11 protein-coding genes and 1 pseudogene are annotated in these 17,840 nt (G+C 67.7%); 1 reads left to right on the top strand and 11 read right to left on the bottom strand.

Translation table 11 applies throughout. From position 1 onward, the window contains the following. Positions 1-164 precede the first annotated feature (164 nt). The 7 genes and pseudogenes from QSJ19_RS03675 to QSJ19_RS03645 all read right to left on the bottom strand — a co-directional run bounded on the left by QSJ19_RS03675 (position 165) and on the right by QSJ19_RS03645 (position 10,694). Complete coding sequence (locus tag QSJ19_RS03675; protein WP_286318348.1) at positions 165-3,716, bottom strand: translation initiation factor IF-2 N-terminal domain-containing protein; 3,552 nt, start codon at positions 3,714-3,716, stop codon at positions 165-167. 417 nt (positions 3,717-4,133) lie between these two features. Beyond that, positions 4,134-4,550 (bottom strand): nucleoside-diphosphate kinase, encoded by a 417-nt coding sequence (gene ndk / locus QSJ19_RS03670; RefSeq protein WP_286318347.1) that lies wholly within the window; start codon positions 4,548-4,550, stop codon positions 4,134-4,136. A 49-nt stretch (positions 4,551-4,599) separates the two neighbouring features. After that, positions 4,600-5,016: a hypothetical protein gene (locus QSJ19_RS03665; protein ID WP_286318346.1), complete on the bottom strand. Its 417-nt coding sequence runs from the start codon at positions 5,014-5,016 to the stop codon at positions 4,600-4,602. 176 nt (positions 5,017-5,192) lie between these two features. Continuing rightward, positions 5,193-5,612, bottom strand: a complete 420-nt coding sequence (locus tag QSJ19_RS03660) for a DUF4233 domain-containing protein (RefSeq protein WP_286318345.1) — start codon at positions 5,610-5,612, stop codon at positions 5,193-5,195. Beyond that, positions 5,609-7,015 (bottom strand): bifunctional tetrahydrofolate synthase/dihydrofolate synthase, encoded by a 1,407-nt coding sequence (gene folC, locus QSJ19_RS03655; protein ID WP_502876091.1) that lies wholly within the window; start codon positions 7,013-7,015, stop codon positions 5,609-5,611. The genes QSJ19_RS03660 and folC overlap by 4 nt, the downstream gene beginning before the upstream one ends. 300 nt (positions 7,016-7,315) lie before the next feature. Next, positions 7,316-10,009: pseudogene (locus QSJ19_RS03650) on the bottom strand (valine--tRNA ligase); the annotation flags it as partial. A gap of 76 nt (positions 10,010-10,085) precedes the next feature. Continuing rightward, on the bottom strand, positions 10,086-10,694 hold the full coding sequence (locus QSJ19_RS03645) for a molybdenum cofactor guanylyltransferase (protein WP_286318344.1): 609 nt from the start codon (positions 10,692-10,694) through the stop codon (positions 10,086-10,088). 49 nt (positions 10,695-10,743) lie between these two features. Here QSJ19_RS03645 and QSJ19_RS03640 point away from each other — a divergent pair, with 49 nt between their 5' ends. Continuing rightward, the gene (locus tag QSJ19_RS03640; RefSeq protein WP_286318343.1) at positions 10,744-13,116 is read left to right on the top strand and encodes an FdhF/YdeP family oxidoreductase; all 2,373 of its coding nucleotides are present in this window, start codon (positions 10,744-10,746) and stop codon (positions 13,114-13,116) included. A gap of 84 nt (positions 13,117-13,200) precedes the next feature. Here the strand turns inward: QSJ19_RS03640 and clpX are convergent, their stop codons facing one another. From clpX to tig, 4 genes are all read right to left on the bottom strand, one after another. Further along, complete coding sequence (gene clpX / locus QSJ19_RS03635; protein WP_187583771.1) at positions 13,201-14,481, bottom strand: ATP-dependent Clp protease ATP-binding subunit ClpX; 1,281 nt, start codon at positions 14,479-14,481, stop codon at positions 13,201-13,203. A 323-nt stretch (positions 14,482-14,804) separates the two neighbouring features. Next, on the bottom strand, positions 14,805-15,509 hold the full coding sequence (locus tag QSJ19_RS03630; protein WP_286318342.1) for an ATP-dependent Clp protease proteolytic subunit: 705 nt from the start codon (positions 15,507-15,509) through the stop codon (positions 14,805-14,807). 43 nt (positions 15,510-15,552) lie between these two features. Beyond that, entirely contained in the window at positions 15,553-16,167 is a 615-nt protein-coding gene (locus QSJ19_RS03625) for an ATP-dependent Clp protease proteolytic subunit (protein WP_286318341.1), read from the bottom strand. Between the two features lie 298 nt (positions 16,168-16,465). Continuing rightward, on the bottom strand, positions 16,466-17,839 hold the full coding sequence (tig, locus tag QSJ19_RS03620; protein WP_286318340.1) for a trigger factor: 1,374 nt from the start codon (positions 17,837-17,839) through the stop codon (positions 16,466-16,468). Position 17,840: the final 1 nt, after the last annotated feature.

Below are 17,840 nucleotides of genomic sequence, written 5' to 3'. Positions count from 1 at the left end.
CGCGTGTTGGATCGGGTCCCCGAGCATCTCGGGGCATTCCGGGCACAGCGCTGACCCTCCGCGGAAGGCGACCAACCAAGATTACGGGACCGTCGGCGGTCGGGTCAAACTCACCCGTACCCTGCCCCACCTGCTCGTTGGCCCGATTGCCGTCGATGCCGCTCTCACTGTTCGGCCGGCGGCGGTCCGGCCGGGCGACCGGCGGTGCGGCGGCGTGGCCGCCGGCGCACCGCGACCGTCGCCTCCGACGACCCGTCATCACCCGCCGGACCGAACGTGGTGAGCGGTTCGGACCGCGTGGGGTCAGCGGCAGCCGTGATCACGACCGGCTCCGCGGCGGCCGGCGGTGCCGCCGCCTGGCGCACCACCCGCCGACGACGTCGTGCCGCGGTCGGCTCGGCGCCGGCCGGTGCCTCCGTGTCGGTTGCCGTGGTGTCGGTTGCCGTGGTGTCGGTTGCCGTGGTGTCGGTTGCCGTGGTGTCGGTTGCCGTGGTGTCGGTGTCCCCCGATGCCGTGTCCTGCGCGGTCGGCGCCGGATGATCAGCCTCGCCATCCGAGGCCTGTGGAGCGATCTCGGCGGTCGACGACTCCGGCACCGATTCCCTCGAGGTCTCGTCCGAGGCCGCCGTGGACTCCTGCTCGGCACGCGCCGCCCGGGACTGCCGGGACGCACGGCGTCTCGTCTCCCGACGATTCCCGCCGCGGTTCGCCGAATCGGACGTGGACTCGTCACTCGACACAGCACCCGAGGTCTGCACGGCGCCCTCGTCGGAGGGTGTCACGTCCCCGGCCGTCGCATCCTGGGCCGTCGACTCCTGGGCGGTCACATCCGGTGCCGCCGCGTCGGCGCCTGCCGCTCCCGGCTGTTCACCGTGCGCCTGTACCTGTCCATGAGCGTCACCGTGGTTCGGATCATCATCGTGGGAGTGGGCTGCCATGGCCCGGAACATGGGGTGCTCGGCCGGTTTGTGGGCCGGCTTCTGCTGCTCGGTGGGCGCGTCGTTCTTCTTGCGGTTGCGTCGCGAACGCTTCGAGCCGCCGTCACTCTGACCGGAGTCGTCTCCGCGCACCTCCACCGGGTTCGCGTGCACGATGATCCCGCGGCCACCGCAGTGGGTACAGGTGGTCGAGAACGCTTCCAGCAGACCGGTTCCCAGCCGTTTCCGGGTCATCTGCACCAGACCCAGCGACGTCACCTCGGACACCTGATGGCGGGTGCGGTCCCGGGCCAGCGCCTCGGTGAGACGGCGCAGCACCAGATCACGGTTGGATTCGAGCACCATGTCGATGAAGTCGACGATGATCATGCCGCCGATGTCGCGCAGACGCATCTGCCGCACGATCTCCTCGGCCGCCTCGAGGTTGTTGCGGGTGACCGTCTCCTCGAGGTTGCCACCCGAGCCGGTGAACTTGCCCGTGTTGACGTCGACGACGGTCATCGCCTCGGTGTGCTCGATGATGAGCGTGCCGCCCGACGGCAGCCAGACCTTGCGGTCGAGCGCCTTGGCGAGTTGCTCGTCGATGCGGTGGACGACGAACGAGTCCGGTGCGTCGGCATTCGCCTTCTCGAACCGCTCGACCCGCTCCATCAGGTCCGGCGCCACGGCCCCGACATAGCGCTCGACGAGATCCCACGCCTTCTGACCCTCGACGACGAGCTTCTTGAAGTCCTCGTTGAACAGGTCACGCACGACGCGCACCAACAGGTCGGGCTCCTCGTAGAGGGCCTGCGGTCCGGTCGAACCCGAGCCCTTCTTCGCCTTGCCGACCGCGGCGTCGATCTCCTTCCACTGTCCTTCGAGGCGTGCGATGTCGGCACCGAGATCCTCGGCACTGACACCCTCGGAGGCGGTCCGGATGATGACACCCGCGTCGTCGGGGACGAGTTTGCCGAGAATGCTCTTGAGACGCTTGCGTTCGACGTCGGGAAGCTTGCGGCTGATCCCCGTCGACGACCCGCCGGGTACGTAGACCAGATACCGGCCGGCCAGCGAGATCTGGGTCGTCAGACGCGCACCCTTGTGGCCGACAGGATCCTTGCTGACCTGCACCAGCACGTTGTCGCCGGGTTTGAGGGCCTGCTCGATCTTGCGCGAGCCACCGTCGAGTCCGGCTGCATCCCAGTTGACCTCACCGGCGTAGAGCACACCATTGCGGCCGCGTCCGATGTCGACGAAGGCCGCCTCCATACCGGGCAGCACGTTCTGCACCCGGCCGAGGTAGATGTTGCCGACCATCGACGACGACGTCTCGGTGGTGACGAAATGTTCGACGAGAACACCGTCCTCGAGGACCGCCACCTGCGTGTAGTCCTCGACAGGCACCGCGTGCTCGTGCCCGTTCGACCCGTGCGAGTCCACCGTGATGGCACTGTTCGCGCTGCGTTCGCGCACCACCATCACCCGGTCGACGGCCTCGCGGCGTGCGAGGAACTCCGACTCGCTCAGGATGGGTGGCCTGCGGCGTCCTGCGTCGCGGCCGTCGCGGCGGCGCTGACGCTTCGCCTCGAGCCGTGTCGATCCCGAGATCCCCTGGACCTCGTCGCGCGCCCGCTTGCTCCGCGGTTCGCGTTCGTGCACGACAGTGTTCGGCGGATCGTCGGGCGAGCTGTCGTCGGCGTCGGAGCCGCCCTTGCGACGACGACGGCGACGACGGCGCTTCGACGACGACTGATCGCCGTCGTGGCCCGACTGATCGTCGGAATCGTCCGAGGATTCTGCGTCGCCCGTGTCCTCCCTGGCGTCCGCATCCTCGGTCGTGTCGCGGTCGTCGTCCTTGTCGCGGTCCTTGCCCTTGGACTTCTTGGTCTTCTTCCCGGACGGCCGGGTCGACGTCTCGTCGTCCGATGCGGTCTCGTCGGCGTCGTCGGAACCGGTCGACGACTCGTCGCCGTTCTCCGCCTGGTCCCCGCGACCCCGACCGCGCCCGCGGCGTCCCCGCCGCCGGCGGCGCGATGTCCGGTCACCGTCGCCGTTCGAGTCGTCGCCGTTCGAGTCCTCGTCGGACGACTCGGCACCGGACGACTCGGTGTCGGCATCGGTCGGTCCGCCCTCGGCGCGGGGGGAGTCCGCACGTGTGGGGCCGGAACCGGTGGACCGCGACCCGGTCGACCCCGCGTCGCCCGACTCCGTGTCCGATTTCGACCGGGCAGGACGCTTGGGCGCCTCCACCGATTGCGGTGACAGGAACAGCGGCTGCGCGGCCACCGGTTCCGCGGCGGACGCGATCGGATAGTGCTGATGCTCGTCGGCCGCCGAGAACAAGGTGGGCGGCTCGTGGGCCGCGGGTCGTTCCGCGGGCTCGGCGGGCGCGTCGGTGGCGGACTCCGCTGTGGCAGTGTCCGCGGTTGCCGGTTCTTCGGCTGGCGTCGCTTCCTCGGCCGTCGTCGGCTGCGGCGCAGGTGCCGTCGTCGGCTCCTCGGCGGCCTTGGTCTCCTGCGTCCCGGCGCGGTCCGCGGCGTCGTCGGTGGCCTCGACGGCCGCCTCGTCCACCTCGACGTGCGCGCGGACACGGTCGGCAACCGCCTGTGCGGTCTCCCGGTCGATGCTCGACTGGGGGCTGCGTGTCTCGATGCCCAGCTCGGTCAGATGCGCTAGCACTTGCCGGCTGGTCAGGCCCAATGTCCTGGCCAGAGCGTGCACACGAAGCCTGCTGGGAAATTCTTCCGCCGGTTCTGATGCTACGTTCGCGTCAGTCGGCGACCCGTTGTCGGTCACTCAATCTCCTCGAGCCCCCGGGCGCGTCGGGCTGACGCGGCCACGCGAGGGCTTCACTCTGTGTCCCGGTCACGGCGGACCGGTGTTGTGTGGTCTTCGCGCCGTCTCTGCGACTCGACGAACTCTGATCGCGAGGGGCGCCTTGCGTTGTCGATGACCTCATCCGGTCGGCGTCTTCCACACCATCGCATGGACGTCATGCCCACTGTCCGGGCTGCCGGGGCAGGTCGGACCGCGTTGGGGAGGACACGGTGATCGGGGTGACCGATTCCGGAGGCGTCATCCGGCTGCCGGAGGCAAAGTGTGCCGCCGACAACTGTGCAAGTATCCCACACGACGACGCGTTCCCCGCACAGTACGCACGTTTGAGACGTGCGAGACCGTACGGGGAACAGTGTCAGACGGGGTTCTCCAGGTTCAGACGCCCAGCTCAGGGAACCACAGCGCGATCTCGCGTTCGGCGGACTCCGGCGAGTCCGATCCGTGCACGAGGTTGTTCTGGGTGCTCAGCGCGAAGTCACCGCGGATGGTGCCCGGCACCGCCTTCTCCACTGGATCGGTACCACCGGCGATCTGGCGGAAGGCCGCGACGGCCCTCGGGCCCTCGAGCACGGCCGCCACGAGCGGACCCGAGGTGATGAACTCCAGCAGCGACGGGTAGAAGGGTTTGCCCTCGTGCTCGGCGTAATGTCCGCGGGCGACCTCGTCGCTGACGGTCGTCAGCTCCAGCGCCACCAGCGCCAGACCCTTGCGTTCGATCCGGGCGAGGATGTCGCCGACCAGGGCGCGGGCGACTCCGTCGGGCTTGATGAGTACGAGAGTGCGTTCAGTCACGAGCACACCTTAGCGAGTCCACGGGCGGTCACGATCGCGGAGCAGGCGCTCACGGGCAGTATTTGCCGACGACCGGGAAGAAGCCGTAGTTGAACAGGTTGCCCGACCGTGACCGAGGGTCGACGACGATCTGCACGCAACCGCCGGGCGCGGCCAGAGCGCTCTGCAGCGCGATGTCGAACTGCGCGGCGAGCGCGAGGTTCGCCGGCCGGTACTGCTGCGGCACCGGGAGCGACGCGATCGCCTCGGGAGCCTTCATCGTCGCGGCGCGCTGGGTCACCGCGTGGGTGGCGATGTAGCTGTACTCACCATCGCTTGTCGGCACCGGAGCACCGGCCACGGGAAGCTGCGACGGTTCGACCGCAGGTTCGGCGGTCGCGACACCCGCGGCCAGCGACGAACCGATCACGGTCAGCGCGAGAGCGGCGGTGGCCCAGGGGCGGCGAAGGCACGGGATGACAGACAAGCGGTTCCTCACGTCACGGGGATGTACTCCACAGCGCAGGCATCACCCATACGAGCGAGCCCGGCAGCGACATTCTCACAGTCAGGCGGAGCCGAAAGCGAGGGCTCGGGGGTCACAGTCCGGCATCAGCTGTTGCAGGACACGAACCGTGGGTGGCCGTTGCCGAAACCGCCAGGTCAGTCCTCTGCCGAGTCGCGGTCGGTGATCGGCTCCTGGCCGGGAAGCATGCCCTTGGAGATCCGGACCTCGACGTCGTGCTTGATGTAGGCGATGTACACCCACACGCACAGGAAGATGACACCGATCACCGCGACGGACCAGTGCAGGAGTCCACCGGCGATGACCAGGATCTGCAGTCCGATGTCGAGACGCAGGGCGTAGGGACGGCCCTGCAGGCCGGCGGCCACGATGTGCGCGAGCACGACCAGGCCCAGGTACCCACCCGACAGCCACGTCAGTCCCGACCCGATGTTGGCGACGATCGGGAAGGCCAGGCCGAGGACGATGACCTCGAGGATCAGCGTCCCGGCCATGACGCCCCGCAGGCCTTTCCACGGATCGGTGGCCGGCGGGCTGTAGCGAACCGGTTCACTCATGTGGGCTCCTTGCCGAACAGGGTGCGGGCGGCGCCGGCGGTGACCACCGATCCGGTGATCACCACCCCGGCCCCCGAGACGGGTTCGCCGTCGGACTGTTCGGCGGCCCCGATCGCGGTCTCCACCGCGTCCGGCAGAAACGGTGTGACGGTCACCCGATCCTCGCCGAAGACCGGTCGCGCGATCTCCGCGAGCGCCTCGGTGTCGAGTGCACGCGGTGAACCGTTGTTGGTCAGCACGATCTCGTCGAACACCGGCTCGACGGCCTCCAGGAAACCTTCGGCGTCCTTGTCGCCCAGCATGCCGATCACGCCGACGAGCCGACGGAAGTCGAATTCCTCGGTGAGCGCCTGCGCCAGAGCCGCACCGCCATGCGGGTTGTGGGCGGCATCGATGAAGACGGTGGGTGCGCTGCGCACCCGTTCCAGCCGGCCCGGACTCGACACCGACGCGAAACCCGCCCGGACCGCCTCGACGTCGAGCTGGCGATCGGCTCCGGCACCGAAGAACGCCTCCACCGCCGCGAGCGCGAGCACGGCGTTGGATGCCTGGTGCGCTCCGTGTAGCGGGAGGTAGATCTCGTCATACACACCGCCGAGTCCCTGCAGCCGGAGCATCTGCCCACCGACGGCGGTCACCGACTCGAGAACGGCGAACTCCGAATCCTGGCGCGCGACAACGGTGTCCGACTCGACCGTCTGCCTCAGCAACACGTCCATCACCTCGGGCTCCTGCACCGCGATGATGGTGACCGGGTCGGTCACGACGAGGTCGTCGGCGTTCGCCTTCTTGATGATCCCGGCCTTCTCCGCCGCGATCGCACCGAGCGTGTCACCGAGGTAGTCGGCGTGGTCCATCGCGATCGGCGTGATCACGGCGACGGTGGCGTCGACGACGTTGGTGGCGTCCCAGCGACCACCCATCCCCGTCTCCACCACCGCGACATCCACCGGCGCCTCGGCGAACACCGCATACGACATCGCGATGAGCACCTCGAACTTGCTCATGCGCGGGCCACCGGATGCGGTCGACGAGTCGTCCACCATCGTGATGAAGGGTTCGAGCTCGCGGTAGGTGTCGATATAGGTGCGGGCACTGATCGGCCGGTCGTCCACCGAGATCCGCTCGGTGACCCGCTGCAGATGCGGGCTGGTGATCCGGCCGGTCCGACGGTGCAGGGAGGTGAGCAGCGCGTCGATCATCCGCGAGACCGACGTCTTGCCGTTGGTCCCGGCGATGTGGATCGCCGGGTACCCGTGCTGCGGCGACCCGAGCAGGTCCATGAGTGCCGCGATGCGCGTCAGGGACGGTTCGATCCGCGTCTCAGGCCAGCGCGTGTCGAGCTCGGCCTCGAGCTCGGCGAGTTCGGCGAGGGTGGCGGCGTCATCGCGTGGGGCCGCCACCGCCGCCGACGACGGGTCGCCGACGGACGACCCGTCTCCGTCAGCGTCGTCGTAGGGGTCGCCGTAGCCCTCCTCGTCGGCGGCATCGTCGGCGTAGAGGTCATCGGGGGCACCGCCACGACCTGCCAGCAGCGACCCGAGGTCGGTGGGCAGCGGCGCGGCGCCGAGCGGATCGACGTCGAACTCGTCGCGATCTCCGGGATCATCGCCGAGGTGGTCGCGGTCGAGCGCGTCGACCTCCTCATCGTCGGCACTGCCGTGCCCGGTGTCGCGCCGGCTCACGAGCCGCTCAGTGCGGTTGAGGGCGGCGCCGAGCCGTTCGACCTCCTCGGTGGCCACCTGCCGGCGGTCGCGGATTTTCGCGACGACGTGGTCGGGCGCTTTCGACAGGAACTGCTCGTTGCCGAGTTTGGCCGTGGTGCCGGCCAATTCCTTCTCCGCGGCCGCGAGGTCCTTGGCCAGTCGTTTGCGCTCGGCCTCGACATCGACCGTGCCGGAGGTGTCGATGCGGACGGTCACCGTCGCCGACGACAGCCGCACGTCGATGGTCGCCGTGGCCGCGAACGACTCACCGGCCGGTTCGAGCCGTGCCAAGGAGTCGAGATAGGCGCGCGACGGGGCCAGACCCGCGACGTCGAGTCCATCGATCTCGGCCTCGACGCGCTGTCCCGGCTTGAGTCCCTGGTCGCTTCGGAACCGGCGGACCTCGGTGATCAGACGCTGCAGATCGTCGATGTGCCGGGCGGCCGCCGGATCGGCGGTCGCGTCGCCGCGCTGTGGCCAGTCGGCCACCACCACCGACTCCTTTCCGGTCAGCGCGGTCCACAGAACCTCGGTGACGAACGGCATCACCGGATGCAGCAGTCGCAGCAGGGCGTCGAGGACGGTCCCGAGTACCAGCGAGGTGGATCGTGAACGGGCCTCGTCGTTCTCGGCGTACTGAACCTTCGCGAGTTCGAGATACCAGTCACAGACCTCGTCCCAGGCGAAGTGATACAGCGCCTCGCAGGCCTTGGAGAACTCGTACGCCTCGTATCCGGCGTCGGCGTCGGCCAGGACCTCGTCCAGGCGATCCAGGATCCAGCGATCCGCCTCGGTGAGCGACGCCCGATCCGGCAACTCCCCGGCTCGCTCCCCTCCCGCCACCACAGCACCCACGTGGCCCGCTCGCTCCGCTCCCGGCACCACAGCACCATTCATCATCGCGAACTTGGTCGCGTTGAAGAGCTTGGTGGCGAAGTTGCGTGACGACTGGGCATGGTCCTCGCCGACCGAGATGTCGCTGCCCGGGTTGGCGCCGCGCGCCAGGGTGAACCGTAGGGCGTCGGCACCGAACCGCTCGACCCAGTCCAACGGATCGATCCCGTTACCCTTCGACTTCGACATCTTGCGCCCGTGCTCGTCGCGGACCAGGCCGTGCAGGAACAGGTTGTGGAACGGGACCTTCTTGTCGTCGCCGGACCCGTCCTCACCGAACTGGGGCGCGACGTAGGTGCCGAACATCATCATCCGGGCCACCCAGAAGAACAGGATGTCGTAGCCGGTCACGAGCACCGAGGTCGGATAGAACTTCGCCAGGTCATCGGTCTTGTCGGGCCATCCGAGGGTGGAGAAGGGCCACAGTCCGGACGAGAACCAGGTGTCGAGGACGTCGGTCTCCTGCACGTAGCCCTCGGGGATGTCGTCATCGGGCCCGGCACAGACGATCTCACCGTCGGGGCCGTACCAGATCGGGATCCGGTGGCCCCACCACAGCTGACGTGAGATGCACCAGTCGTACATGTTGTCGACCCAGCCGAACCAGCGCGGCTCCATCGACGCGGGGTGGATCACGGTGTCGCCGTTGCGAACCGCGTCGCCCGCGGCCTTGGCAAGAGATTCGACCTTCACCCACCACTGCATCGACAGCCGGGGTTCGATCGGCTCGCCGGTGCGCTCGGAGTGGCCGACACTGTGCAGGTACGGACGCACCTCCTTGATGATGCGGCCCTGTTCTGCGAGCGCCTCGCGGACCTTGGCGCGCGCCTCGAAGCGGTCCATCCCGTCGAACTGCGTACCGGTGTCGGCGATGCGGGCCTCGTCGTCCATGATCGTCGGCATGGGCAGGTCGTGGCGCTGCCCGATCGCGAAGTCGTTCGGATCGTGCGCCGGGGTGATCTTGACTGCGCCACTACCGAATTCGGGGTCGACGTAGTCGTCGGCGATGACGGGGATCAGACGGTCGACGAACGGATGCGCGAGCTCGGTCCCGATCAGATGGGCGTAGCGCTCGTCGTCGGGGTGGACCGCGATGGCGGTGTCCCCGAGCATCGTCTCGAGGCGTGTCGTGGCGACGACGATATGCGGTTCGGCATCGTCGAGACTGCCGTACCGGAAGCTGACCAGCTCGCCTTCGACGTCGGCGTAGCTGACCTCGATGTCGCTGATCGCGGTCTTGAGGACCGGCGACCAGTTGACCAACCGTTCGGCCCGATAGATCAGACCGTCGTCGTACATCTGTTTGAAGACGGTCTGCACCGCGCGGGACAGTCCGTCGTCCATGGTGAATCGCTCACGCGACCAGTCGACGCCGTCGCCGAGCCGACGCATCTGCGTGCCGATGTTGTCGCCGATCTCCGCCTTCTCCACCCAGACGCGTTCGATGAACGCCTCGCGGCCGAGGTCGTCGCGGGTGAGTCCCTCGGCGGCCAGCTTGCGCTCGACCATCGTCTGCATCGCGATCGCCGCATGATCCATACCCGGCAGCCAGAGCACCTCGTAGCCCTGCATGCGCCGCCGGCGCGACAGCGCGTCCATCAGGACGTGCTCATAGGCGTGGCCCATGTGCAGTGAACCGTTCACGTTGGGCGGCGGGATCACGATCGAGAACGCGGGCTTGTCACTCGATGCGTCGGCCGTGAAGTATCCGGCGTCCACCCAGCCCTGATAGAGCCGGGACTCGTGCTCGGCGGGATCCCAGGACTTCGGCAGCTCGCGGGTGGGGTCGGGTGTCATCACCCCACAATCTTAGGGAACGGGCCGCGCCCGACTGCAGCCCGGACGGCTTTGCCGACGCACGTCCCGGGCGAGCTCAGACGCGCAGGCGGTGGACGTCCTCCGGCGCGTTGACGTTCGTGAGCCAGTTGACGTCGCTGACGGCCACCCGGTGGGTCATCAGTGCGTCGAGCGCGGCGAGCATCCTCCGCTCTCCCGAGGCGGTCAGCTCCCCGACGACGGTGGCCGCATCGGTTCGGTACACCCCGGCCATCGGATGGTCACGGTGGGCATCTGTCGCGATGACCGCCTGCGTCGACTCCGTGACCCCACGCAGCAACTCGTCGATCAGTTCCGCCGTGATCAGCGGCATGTCCGTGGCGCACACGAACGCCCACTGCGCCCCGGCCGCGGACGCGCGCGACAACCCGACGGCGAGGCCGCCGAGGGGTCCGGTTCCCGGCGCCTCGTCGGTGACCCAGCGGGCCTCCGGGCCGCCGCTGCCGAACAGTGTGCGATAGGCCGCCGACTCCTCGGGCGCGACGACGAACACGGGTTGGCACCGTTCCCCGACGACCCGCACGACCCGGGCGAGCATGGGTTCGCCCTCCCAGTCCAACGCCGCCTTGTCCTGCCCCATCCGACGGGAACGACCGCCCGCGAGCACGATTCCCGCCACCTGCTGACCTGCATGCTGTTGCGCCATGGGAACCAGTCTCTGTGAAGGCCGTGGCGTCTGGGGGCAAGATGGGGATATGAGTTCTGTGCCGCCCCGCGACGAAACACCCATCACCGAACCGGACGACGTCCACGTCGGCCATGTGAAGGAATACGCGGCGGGTGTCCCGGCGGTCGCGGTCGCACTCGCGCGCGGGATGGAACAGATGGGGCCGCTGCGCACGGCCCGCACGCTGAGTAAGCTCAATCAGCGCGACGGTTTCGACTGCCCCGGATGCGCCTGGCCCGAGACCCCGGGTCACCGCAAGCATGCCGAGTTCTGCGAGAACGGCGCCAAGGCCGTCGCCGAGGAGGCGACCAAGCGGCGGGTGACACCCGAGTTCTTCGCCACGCACTCGGTCGACGACCTGCGGGAGAGGTCCGGCTACTGGCTGTCGCAGCAGGGCCGGCTCACTCATCCGGTCTATCTGGCCCCCGGGGACACCCACTATCGTCCCGTGACCTGGGCCCAGGCGGACAGGATCATCGCCGACGAGTTCGCCGCGATGTCGTCACCGGACGAGGCGGTCTTCTACACCTCGGGCCGAACGAGCAACGAGGCCGCGTTCGTGTATCAGTTGTTCGCGCGCAGCGTCGGCACCAACAATCTCCCGGACTGCTCCAACATGTGTCACGAGTCGTCGGGAGCGGCCCTGGGCGCCTCGATCGGCATCGGCAAGGGATCGGTCACCGTGCCCGATCTCGAGGCCGCCGACCTGATCATCATCGCGGGTCAGAATCCGGGGACCAACCACCCGCGGATGCTCTCCACCCTGGAGAAGGCCAAGCACAACGGCGCCCGGATCGTCGCCATCAACCCGCTGCCCGAGGCGGGACTGATGCGGTTCAAGGACCCGCAGAAGGTCGGCGGCGTCGTCGGGCACGGCGTCAAACTCACCGACGAGTTCCTCCAAATCCGTCTCGGCGGCGACATGGCGCTGTTCCGCGGTGTCGCCCGCCTGTTACTCGACGCCGAGCGCGCCGCGCCCGGAACCGTGTTCGACCGGGACTTCCTCGACGAGCGCTGCGCCGGCGTCGACGACTACCTCCGGCTCCTCGAGGACGTCGACTTCGCCGACATCCTCGCCGCCACGGGACTCACCTACGAGGCGATCGCCGACCTCGCCGATGCGGTCGCGCGGTCGGAGCGGATCGTGCTGTGCTGGGCGATGGGGCTGACGCAGCATCGGCACGCGGTGGCCACGATCGGTGAGGGCACCAACGTGCTGCTGTTGCGCGGCATGATCGGCAAGCCGGGCGCCGGATTGTGTCCGGTGCGCGGACATTCCAATGTCCAGGGCGACCGCACCATGGGCATCTTCGAGAAGATGCCCGAGTCGTTCCTCGCCGCTCAGGACGCCGAGTTCGGCATCGTCAGCCCACGCGAGCACGGCTTCGACACGGTCGCGTCGATCGGCGCGATGGCCAGGGGCGAGGTCCGGTTGTTCGTCGCGATGGGCGGGAACTTCGTCGCCGCGACACCGGATACGGAGGCCACGCGGACGGCCTTGGCACGGTGCGCCCTGACCGTGCAGATCAGCACCAAACTGAACGAGTCGCATGTCGCGACAGGCCGTGCGGCGTTGATCCTGCCCACCTTGGGACGGACCGACAAGGACGTGATCGGCGGTGTGGCCCAGCAGGTCTCGGTCGAGGACTCGATGTCGGTGGTCCACCTGTCGCGCGGGTCGTTGCCGCCGGCGTCGTCGGAGTTGCGCAGTGAGGTCGCGATCGTCTGCGACCTCGCCACCGCTGTGCTCGGGGCCGACCACGCCGTGCCCTGGCAGCGGCTACGGGGCGACTACGACGCGATCCGCGATCACATCTCTCGCGTGATCCCCGGTTTCGAGAATTTCAACATCCGGGTACGGATGTCCGACGGGTTCGTTTTACCGCACCCTCCGCGGGATCTCCGCGAGTTCACGACACCGAATCGACGCGCGAACTTCGCGGTCAACCCACTGGAGTGGGTGGAGGTGCCGGAGGGGCGGCTGATCCTGCAGACGCTTCGAAGCCATGATCAGTACAACACGACGATCTACGGCCACGACGATCGTTACCGGGGCATCAAGGGCAATCGTCGGGTCATCATGATGAACCCTGCCGACATCACCGCCTTCGGATTGCGGGCGGGCCAGCAGGTCGACATCATCTCGGAGTTCGCCGGCGCCGGGAGCGAAGCGAGCGGGCCGAATCGCGCCGGCGCCGGGAGCGAAGCGAGCGGGCCAGATCGTATCGAGGAACGGCGGGTGACCGGTTTCGAGATCGTCGAGTATTCGACGCCTCGCGGAAACGCCGCCGCGTATTACCCGGAGACGAACCCGCTGGTGCCGCTGGGGTCGGTGGCGAAGGACTCCAACACCCCGGTGTCGAAGGCGGTGGTGATCCGGCTCGAACCGGCCACCACGTAGGCGCACCCACCTGGGCCGATCAGACGAGAATCCCGGCCACACCGCGTGAGTATGGCCGGGATTGGCGTGTCTACGATGCCCGGGTCAGGCGGTCTTGTCGCGCCGTTCGTCGCGGCTGTCCTTGCGAGGCACGATGGTCGGAAGGACGTTGTCGCGCACCGTCTCTCCGGTGACGACGACCTTCTCGACGTCGTCGCGGCTCGGGATGTCGTACATCACCGGCAACAGGACCTCTTCCATGATGGCCCGCAGTCCTCGCGCTCCTGTACCGCGGTGGATGGCCTGATCGGCGATGGCCTCGAGGGCGTCATGGGCGAACTCGAGTTCGACGTTGTCCATCTCGAACAGCTTGGTGTATTGCTTCACCAAGGCGTTCTTCGGCTCCGACAGGATGCTGACGAGCGATTCCTTGTCCAGGTTGGTCACCGATGCGACGACCGGCAGGCGGCCGATGAACTCGGGGATCAGGCCGAACTTGATGAGGTCCTCGGGCATGACCTCGGCAAAGTGGTCGGTGGTGTCGACCTCGTCGCGGCTGGTGACCTCGTTGCCGAAGCCGATGCCGCGCTTGCCGATCCGTTCGGAGACGATCTTCTCCAGCCCGGCGAACGCACCCGCGACGATGAACAGCACGTTGGTGGTGTCGATCTGGATGAACTCCTGATGCGGGTGCTTACGACCACCCTGCGGCGGCACCGACGCCTGCGTGCCCTCGAGGATCTTCAGCAGAGCCTGCTGAACTCCTTCTCCGGAGACGTCGCGGGTGATCGACGGGTTCTCGCTCTTGCGCGCGATCTTGTCGACCTCGTCGATGTAGATGATGCCGGTCTCCGCACGCTTGACGTCGTAGTCGGCCGCCTGGATCAGCTTGAGGAGGATGTTCTCGACGTCCTCACCGACGTAGCCGGCTTCGGTCAGTGCCGTGGCGTCGGCAATGGCGAAGGGCACGTTGAGCATCTTGGCCAGCGTCTGTGCGAGGTAGGTCTTGCCGCAGCCGGTGGGTCCGAGCATCAGGATGTTCGACTTGGCGAGTTCGACGGTCTCGCCGCTGCGCGAGTCCTTCTTCTCCCCTGCCTGGATGCGCTTGTAGTGGTTGTAGACGGCCACAGCGAGTGTGCGCTTGGCGGTGTCCTGCCCGATGACGTAGTTCTCGAGGAAGTCGCGGATCTCCATCGGCTTGGGCAGCTCGTCGAGTTTCACGTCGCCGTTCTCGGCGAGCTCCTCTTCGATGATCTCGTTGCACAGGTCGATGCACTCGTCGCAGATGTACACGCCGGGACCGGCGATCAGCTTCTTGACCTGCTTCTGACTCTTTCCGCAGAAAGAGCACTTCAACAGATCGCCACCGTCTCCGATTCGCGCCATCTCGTGCTGCACCTTCCTTGTTGCTCCGGTCGTACCGACGGACCATCTCCGCGCGCCCGGGCATGGGTCACCGTTCGGCAATCGGATCGCCCAGTAACTCGACGGTACCCGCGTGCCGCCCGAACTTCGACCGATAAGGCCAAATGTCGTGCGGGTAGTTTCGGGCCGTCCGGCCGTGTGGCCGAACGGTCTGTGGATTGTCGTGGCCGCCTTGCCTGCCGCCCGCGCCCGACCATGGACACAGACGTCAAGGATGACGCCGGCCACACTTCGGGGCACGCACATCGACCCGGCGTGTCGGGCCGATGCGCGATCTGCGCCTCCTAGGAGGAGGCCTTCTTCATCGACTTCTTGCGGTACTCGAACACCTCGTCGATGATCCCGTACTCCTTGGCCGCCTCTGCGGTGAGGATGTTGTCGCGGTCGGTGTCCCGGCGGATCTTGTCCGTGTCCTGACCCGTGTGATGCGACAGGATCTCGTCGAGCCGGTTGCGGATGCGCTCGATCTCCGCGGCCTGGATCTCCAGGTCGGACACCTGTCCCTGATAGGCGCCGCCGGTGCGCGGCTGGTGGATCAGGATCGTCGCGTTCGGCAGCGCGGCGCGCTTGCCCGGAGTGCCGCCGGCGAGCAGGATCGCCGCCGCCGACGCCGCCTCACCGAGACACACGGTGACGATGTCGCAGTGGACATACTGCATCGTGTCGTAGATCGCGAGCATGTCGGGAACGCTGCCGCCGGGCGAGTTGATGTACATCGTGATGTCGCGGTCGGGGTCCTGCGACTCGAGGACCAGCAGCTGGGCCATCACGTCGTTCGCGACGGTCTGATCGATCGGCGTACCCACGAACACGATGCGCTCCTCGAACAGCTTCGCGTACGGGTCGTACTGTCGCTGCCCGTTGGGGGTGTGCTCGATGAACTGCGGGAGGATGTAGCGCGCCTCGATGCTCTTGAGCGCCAGCGCCGACGCGGGGATTCCGGCCGCGACGTCGGCGGGCAGCGTGTCGAGCGAGAGGGAGTTGGTCATCGTCTGCTCCGTGGTGTTGTGGTGGCGAGGGATGGACACGAGATCAGGACGCGGGCGTGACCGTGGTCGCGCGGCTGACCACGTGGTCGACCAGTCCGTAGTCCTTGGCCTCCTGGGCGGTGAACCACTTGTCGCGGTCCGCGTCGGCCTCGATCTTCTCCAGCGGCTGACCACTGAACTCGGCGTTGAGCCGGTTCATCTCCTTCTTCGTGGCGGCGAACTGCTCGGCCTGGATGGCGATATCGGCGGCGGTGCCCCCGATGCCGGCCGACGGCTGATGCATCATGATCCGCGCGTGCGGCAGAGCGTGCCGCTTGCCCTTGGCCCCGGCGGCGAGCAGGAACTGCCCCATCGAGGCGGCCATGCCCATGGCGTAGGTCGCCACATCACACTCGGCAAGTTGCATGGTGTCGAAGATCGCCATGCCCGCGGTCACCGAGCCGCCGGGCGAGTTGATGTAGAGGTTGATGTCGCGCGTCGGGTCCTCGGCGGCGAGCAGCAGAATCTGCGCACACAGTCGGTTGGCGATGTCGTCGTCGACCTGGGTGCCGAGGAAGATGATGCGCTCCCGCAGAAGCCGCTCGAAGACCGAGTCGGTCAGGTTCAGCCCGGCCACTCCCGAACTCAGCGTTGGCGTGTGGATGGTCGGCTCGCTCACTGTTCCTACCTTTGCCTGTCGTGGTGCCGTTGCGGCCGTGGCCGCGTCAACGGTGTTTCGGGGGTCTAGCTTATTGACCCGCCCGCGCGCTCCGCCCGCGGCGCCGGTCGTCTCGTGGATTCCCCGCGTCTCGTCCGGGTTCACTCTGTCTGCCCCGGGTTCATCGCGATGTCCTCACCGACACTAACCAATGGCGTCGGACGGACAGTCCCGATGGCACCGGTCTTCGCTGAGAGCAGAACAGCCGGCGTCGGGCGCAGGGCCCGGCTCCGGCTGCTCGGCGATGCAGGTCGTCGGCTCAGCTCTCGGCGTTCTCGTCGTCGGAGGCGTCGGTGCCGGCCGAGTCGTCGTCACCGGAGCCGAAGAATTCGCCGGTGTCCACCGCGGTGCCCTTGCTGTCGGTCACACTGACCTCGGATACGATGCCCGCCAAGGCCTTTCCGCGACGGACGTCGGCGTAGACCGCACCGACCTGGCCGGCGTTCTGGAGCTGCTGGATGAACTCCTGCGGCTGCATGCCGTAGCGCTGGGCCTGGAACAGGATCTGCTGGGTCAGCTCGTCCTGATCGACCTCGGTCTCCTGCTGGTCGGCGATGGCGTCCAGGAGCAGCTGGGTCTTGACCGACTTCTCGGCTTCCTCGCGCGCCTCGGCGTCCCACTCCTCGCGGGTCTTGCCCTGCGCCTCGAGGAACCTGGCGACCTGCTCGTCGTCGTGGCCCAGTGCATGCACGATCTGATGCTGCTGGCCCTCGATCTCCTCCGCGACAACCTTCTCCGGCAGTGGGATCTCGACCTTCTCCAGCAGCTCCTCGAGGACCTTGTCGCGGATGGCGTTGGCCTGCTCGAGTTTCTTGGACTGTTCGACGCGCTCGGCGAGACTCACCCGCAGCTCGTCGACGGTGTCGAACTCACTGGCCATCTGAGCGAACTCGTCGTCGAGATCAGGCAGCTCGCGCTCCTTGACCGAGTTGACCGTCACGTTGACCTGGGCATCTTCGCCGGCGTGGTCGCCGGCGACGAGCGTGGTGGTGAACTCCTTGGAGTCGCCGGCGGCCAGGCCGATCAGCGCCTCGTCGAGGCCGTCGATCAGCTGACCGGAACCGACCTCGTGCGACAGCCCCTCGGTGGAGGCCTCGTCGACGGGCTCGCCGTCGACGGTGGCCGACAGGTCGATGGAGACGAAGTCGCCGTTCTGGGCGCCGCGGTCGACCCCCTGCAGGGTGCCGAAGCGGGCACGCAGACCGTCGAGCTGCTCGTCCACGGCCGCGTCGTCGATCTCGATGGCATCGACCTCGACGGCCAGGCTCGAGTAGTCCGGAAGCTCGATCTCGGGGCGCACGTCGACCTCGGCGGTGAAGGCGACGGTCTCGCCGTACACGAGTTCTGCGAGGTCGATCTCCGGCTGGCCGATGGCTTTCGTCTCGGTCTCGGCGACCGCCTGCGAATACTTCGACGGAAGCGCGTCGTTGACGACCTGGGCCAGGATCGAGTCACGTCCGACACGGGCCTCGATCAGCTTGGCCGGGGCCTTGCCCGGACGGAAGCCCGGGATCCGGATCTGCTGTGCCAACGACTTGTAGGCCCGGTCGAACTCACCGGACAACTCCTCGAACGGCACTTCGACATTGAGCTTCACTCGGGTCGGGCTCAGTTGCTCGACGGTGCTCTTCACG

This window comes from Gordonia sp. ABSL11-1 (assembly GCF_030315685.1).
Classification (GTDB): domain Bacteria; phylum Actinomycetota; class Actinomycetes; order Mycobacteriales; family Mycobacteriaceae; genus Gordonia.
The sequence above is the reverse complement of the archived record's forward strand: the minus strand, read 5'-3'. Positions and strand labels throughout refer to the sequence as shown.

Bases quoted from the DNA above. Each gene is read 5' to 3' on its own strand.
- QSJ19_RS03660 (WP_286318345.1), bottom strand. From the start codon at position 5,612: ATGAGTGAACCGGTTCGCTACAGCCCGCCGGCCACCGATCCGTGGAAA.
- QSJ19_RS03640 (WP_286318343.1), top strand. From the start codon at position 10,744: ATGAGTTCTGTGCCGCCCCGCGACGAAACACCCATCACCGAACCGGAC.
- QSJ19_RS03645 (WP_286318344.1), bottom strand. From the start codon at position 10,694: ATGGCGCAACAGCATGCAGGTCAGCAGGTGGCGGGAATCGTGCTCGCG.
- clpX (WP_187583771.1), bottom strand. From the start codon at position 14,481: ATGGCGCGAATCGGAGACGGTGGCGATCTGTTGAAGTGCTCTTTCTGC.
- QSJ19_RS03630 (WP_286318342.1), bottom strand. From the start codon at position 15,509: ATGACCAACTCCCTCTCGCTCGACACGCTGCCCGCCGACGTCGCGGCC.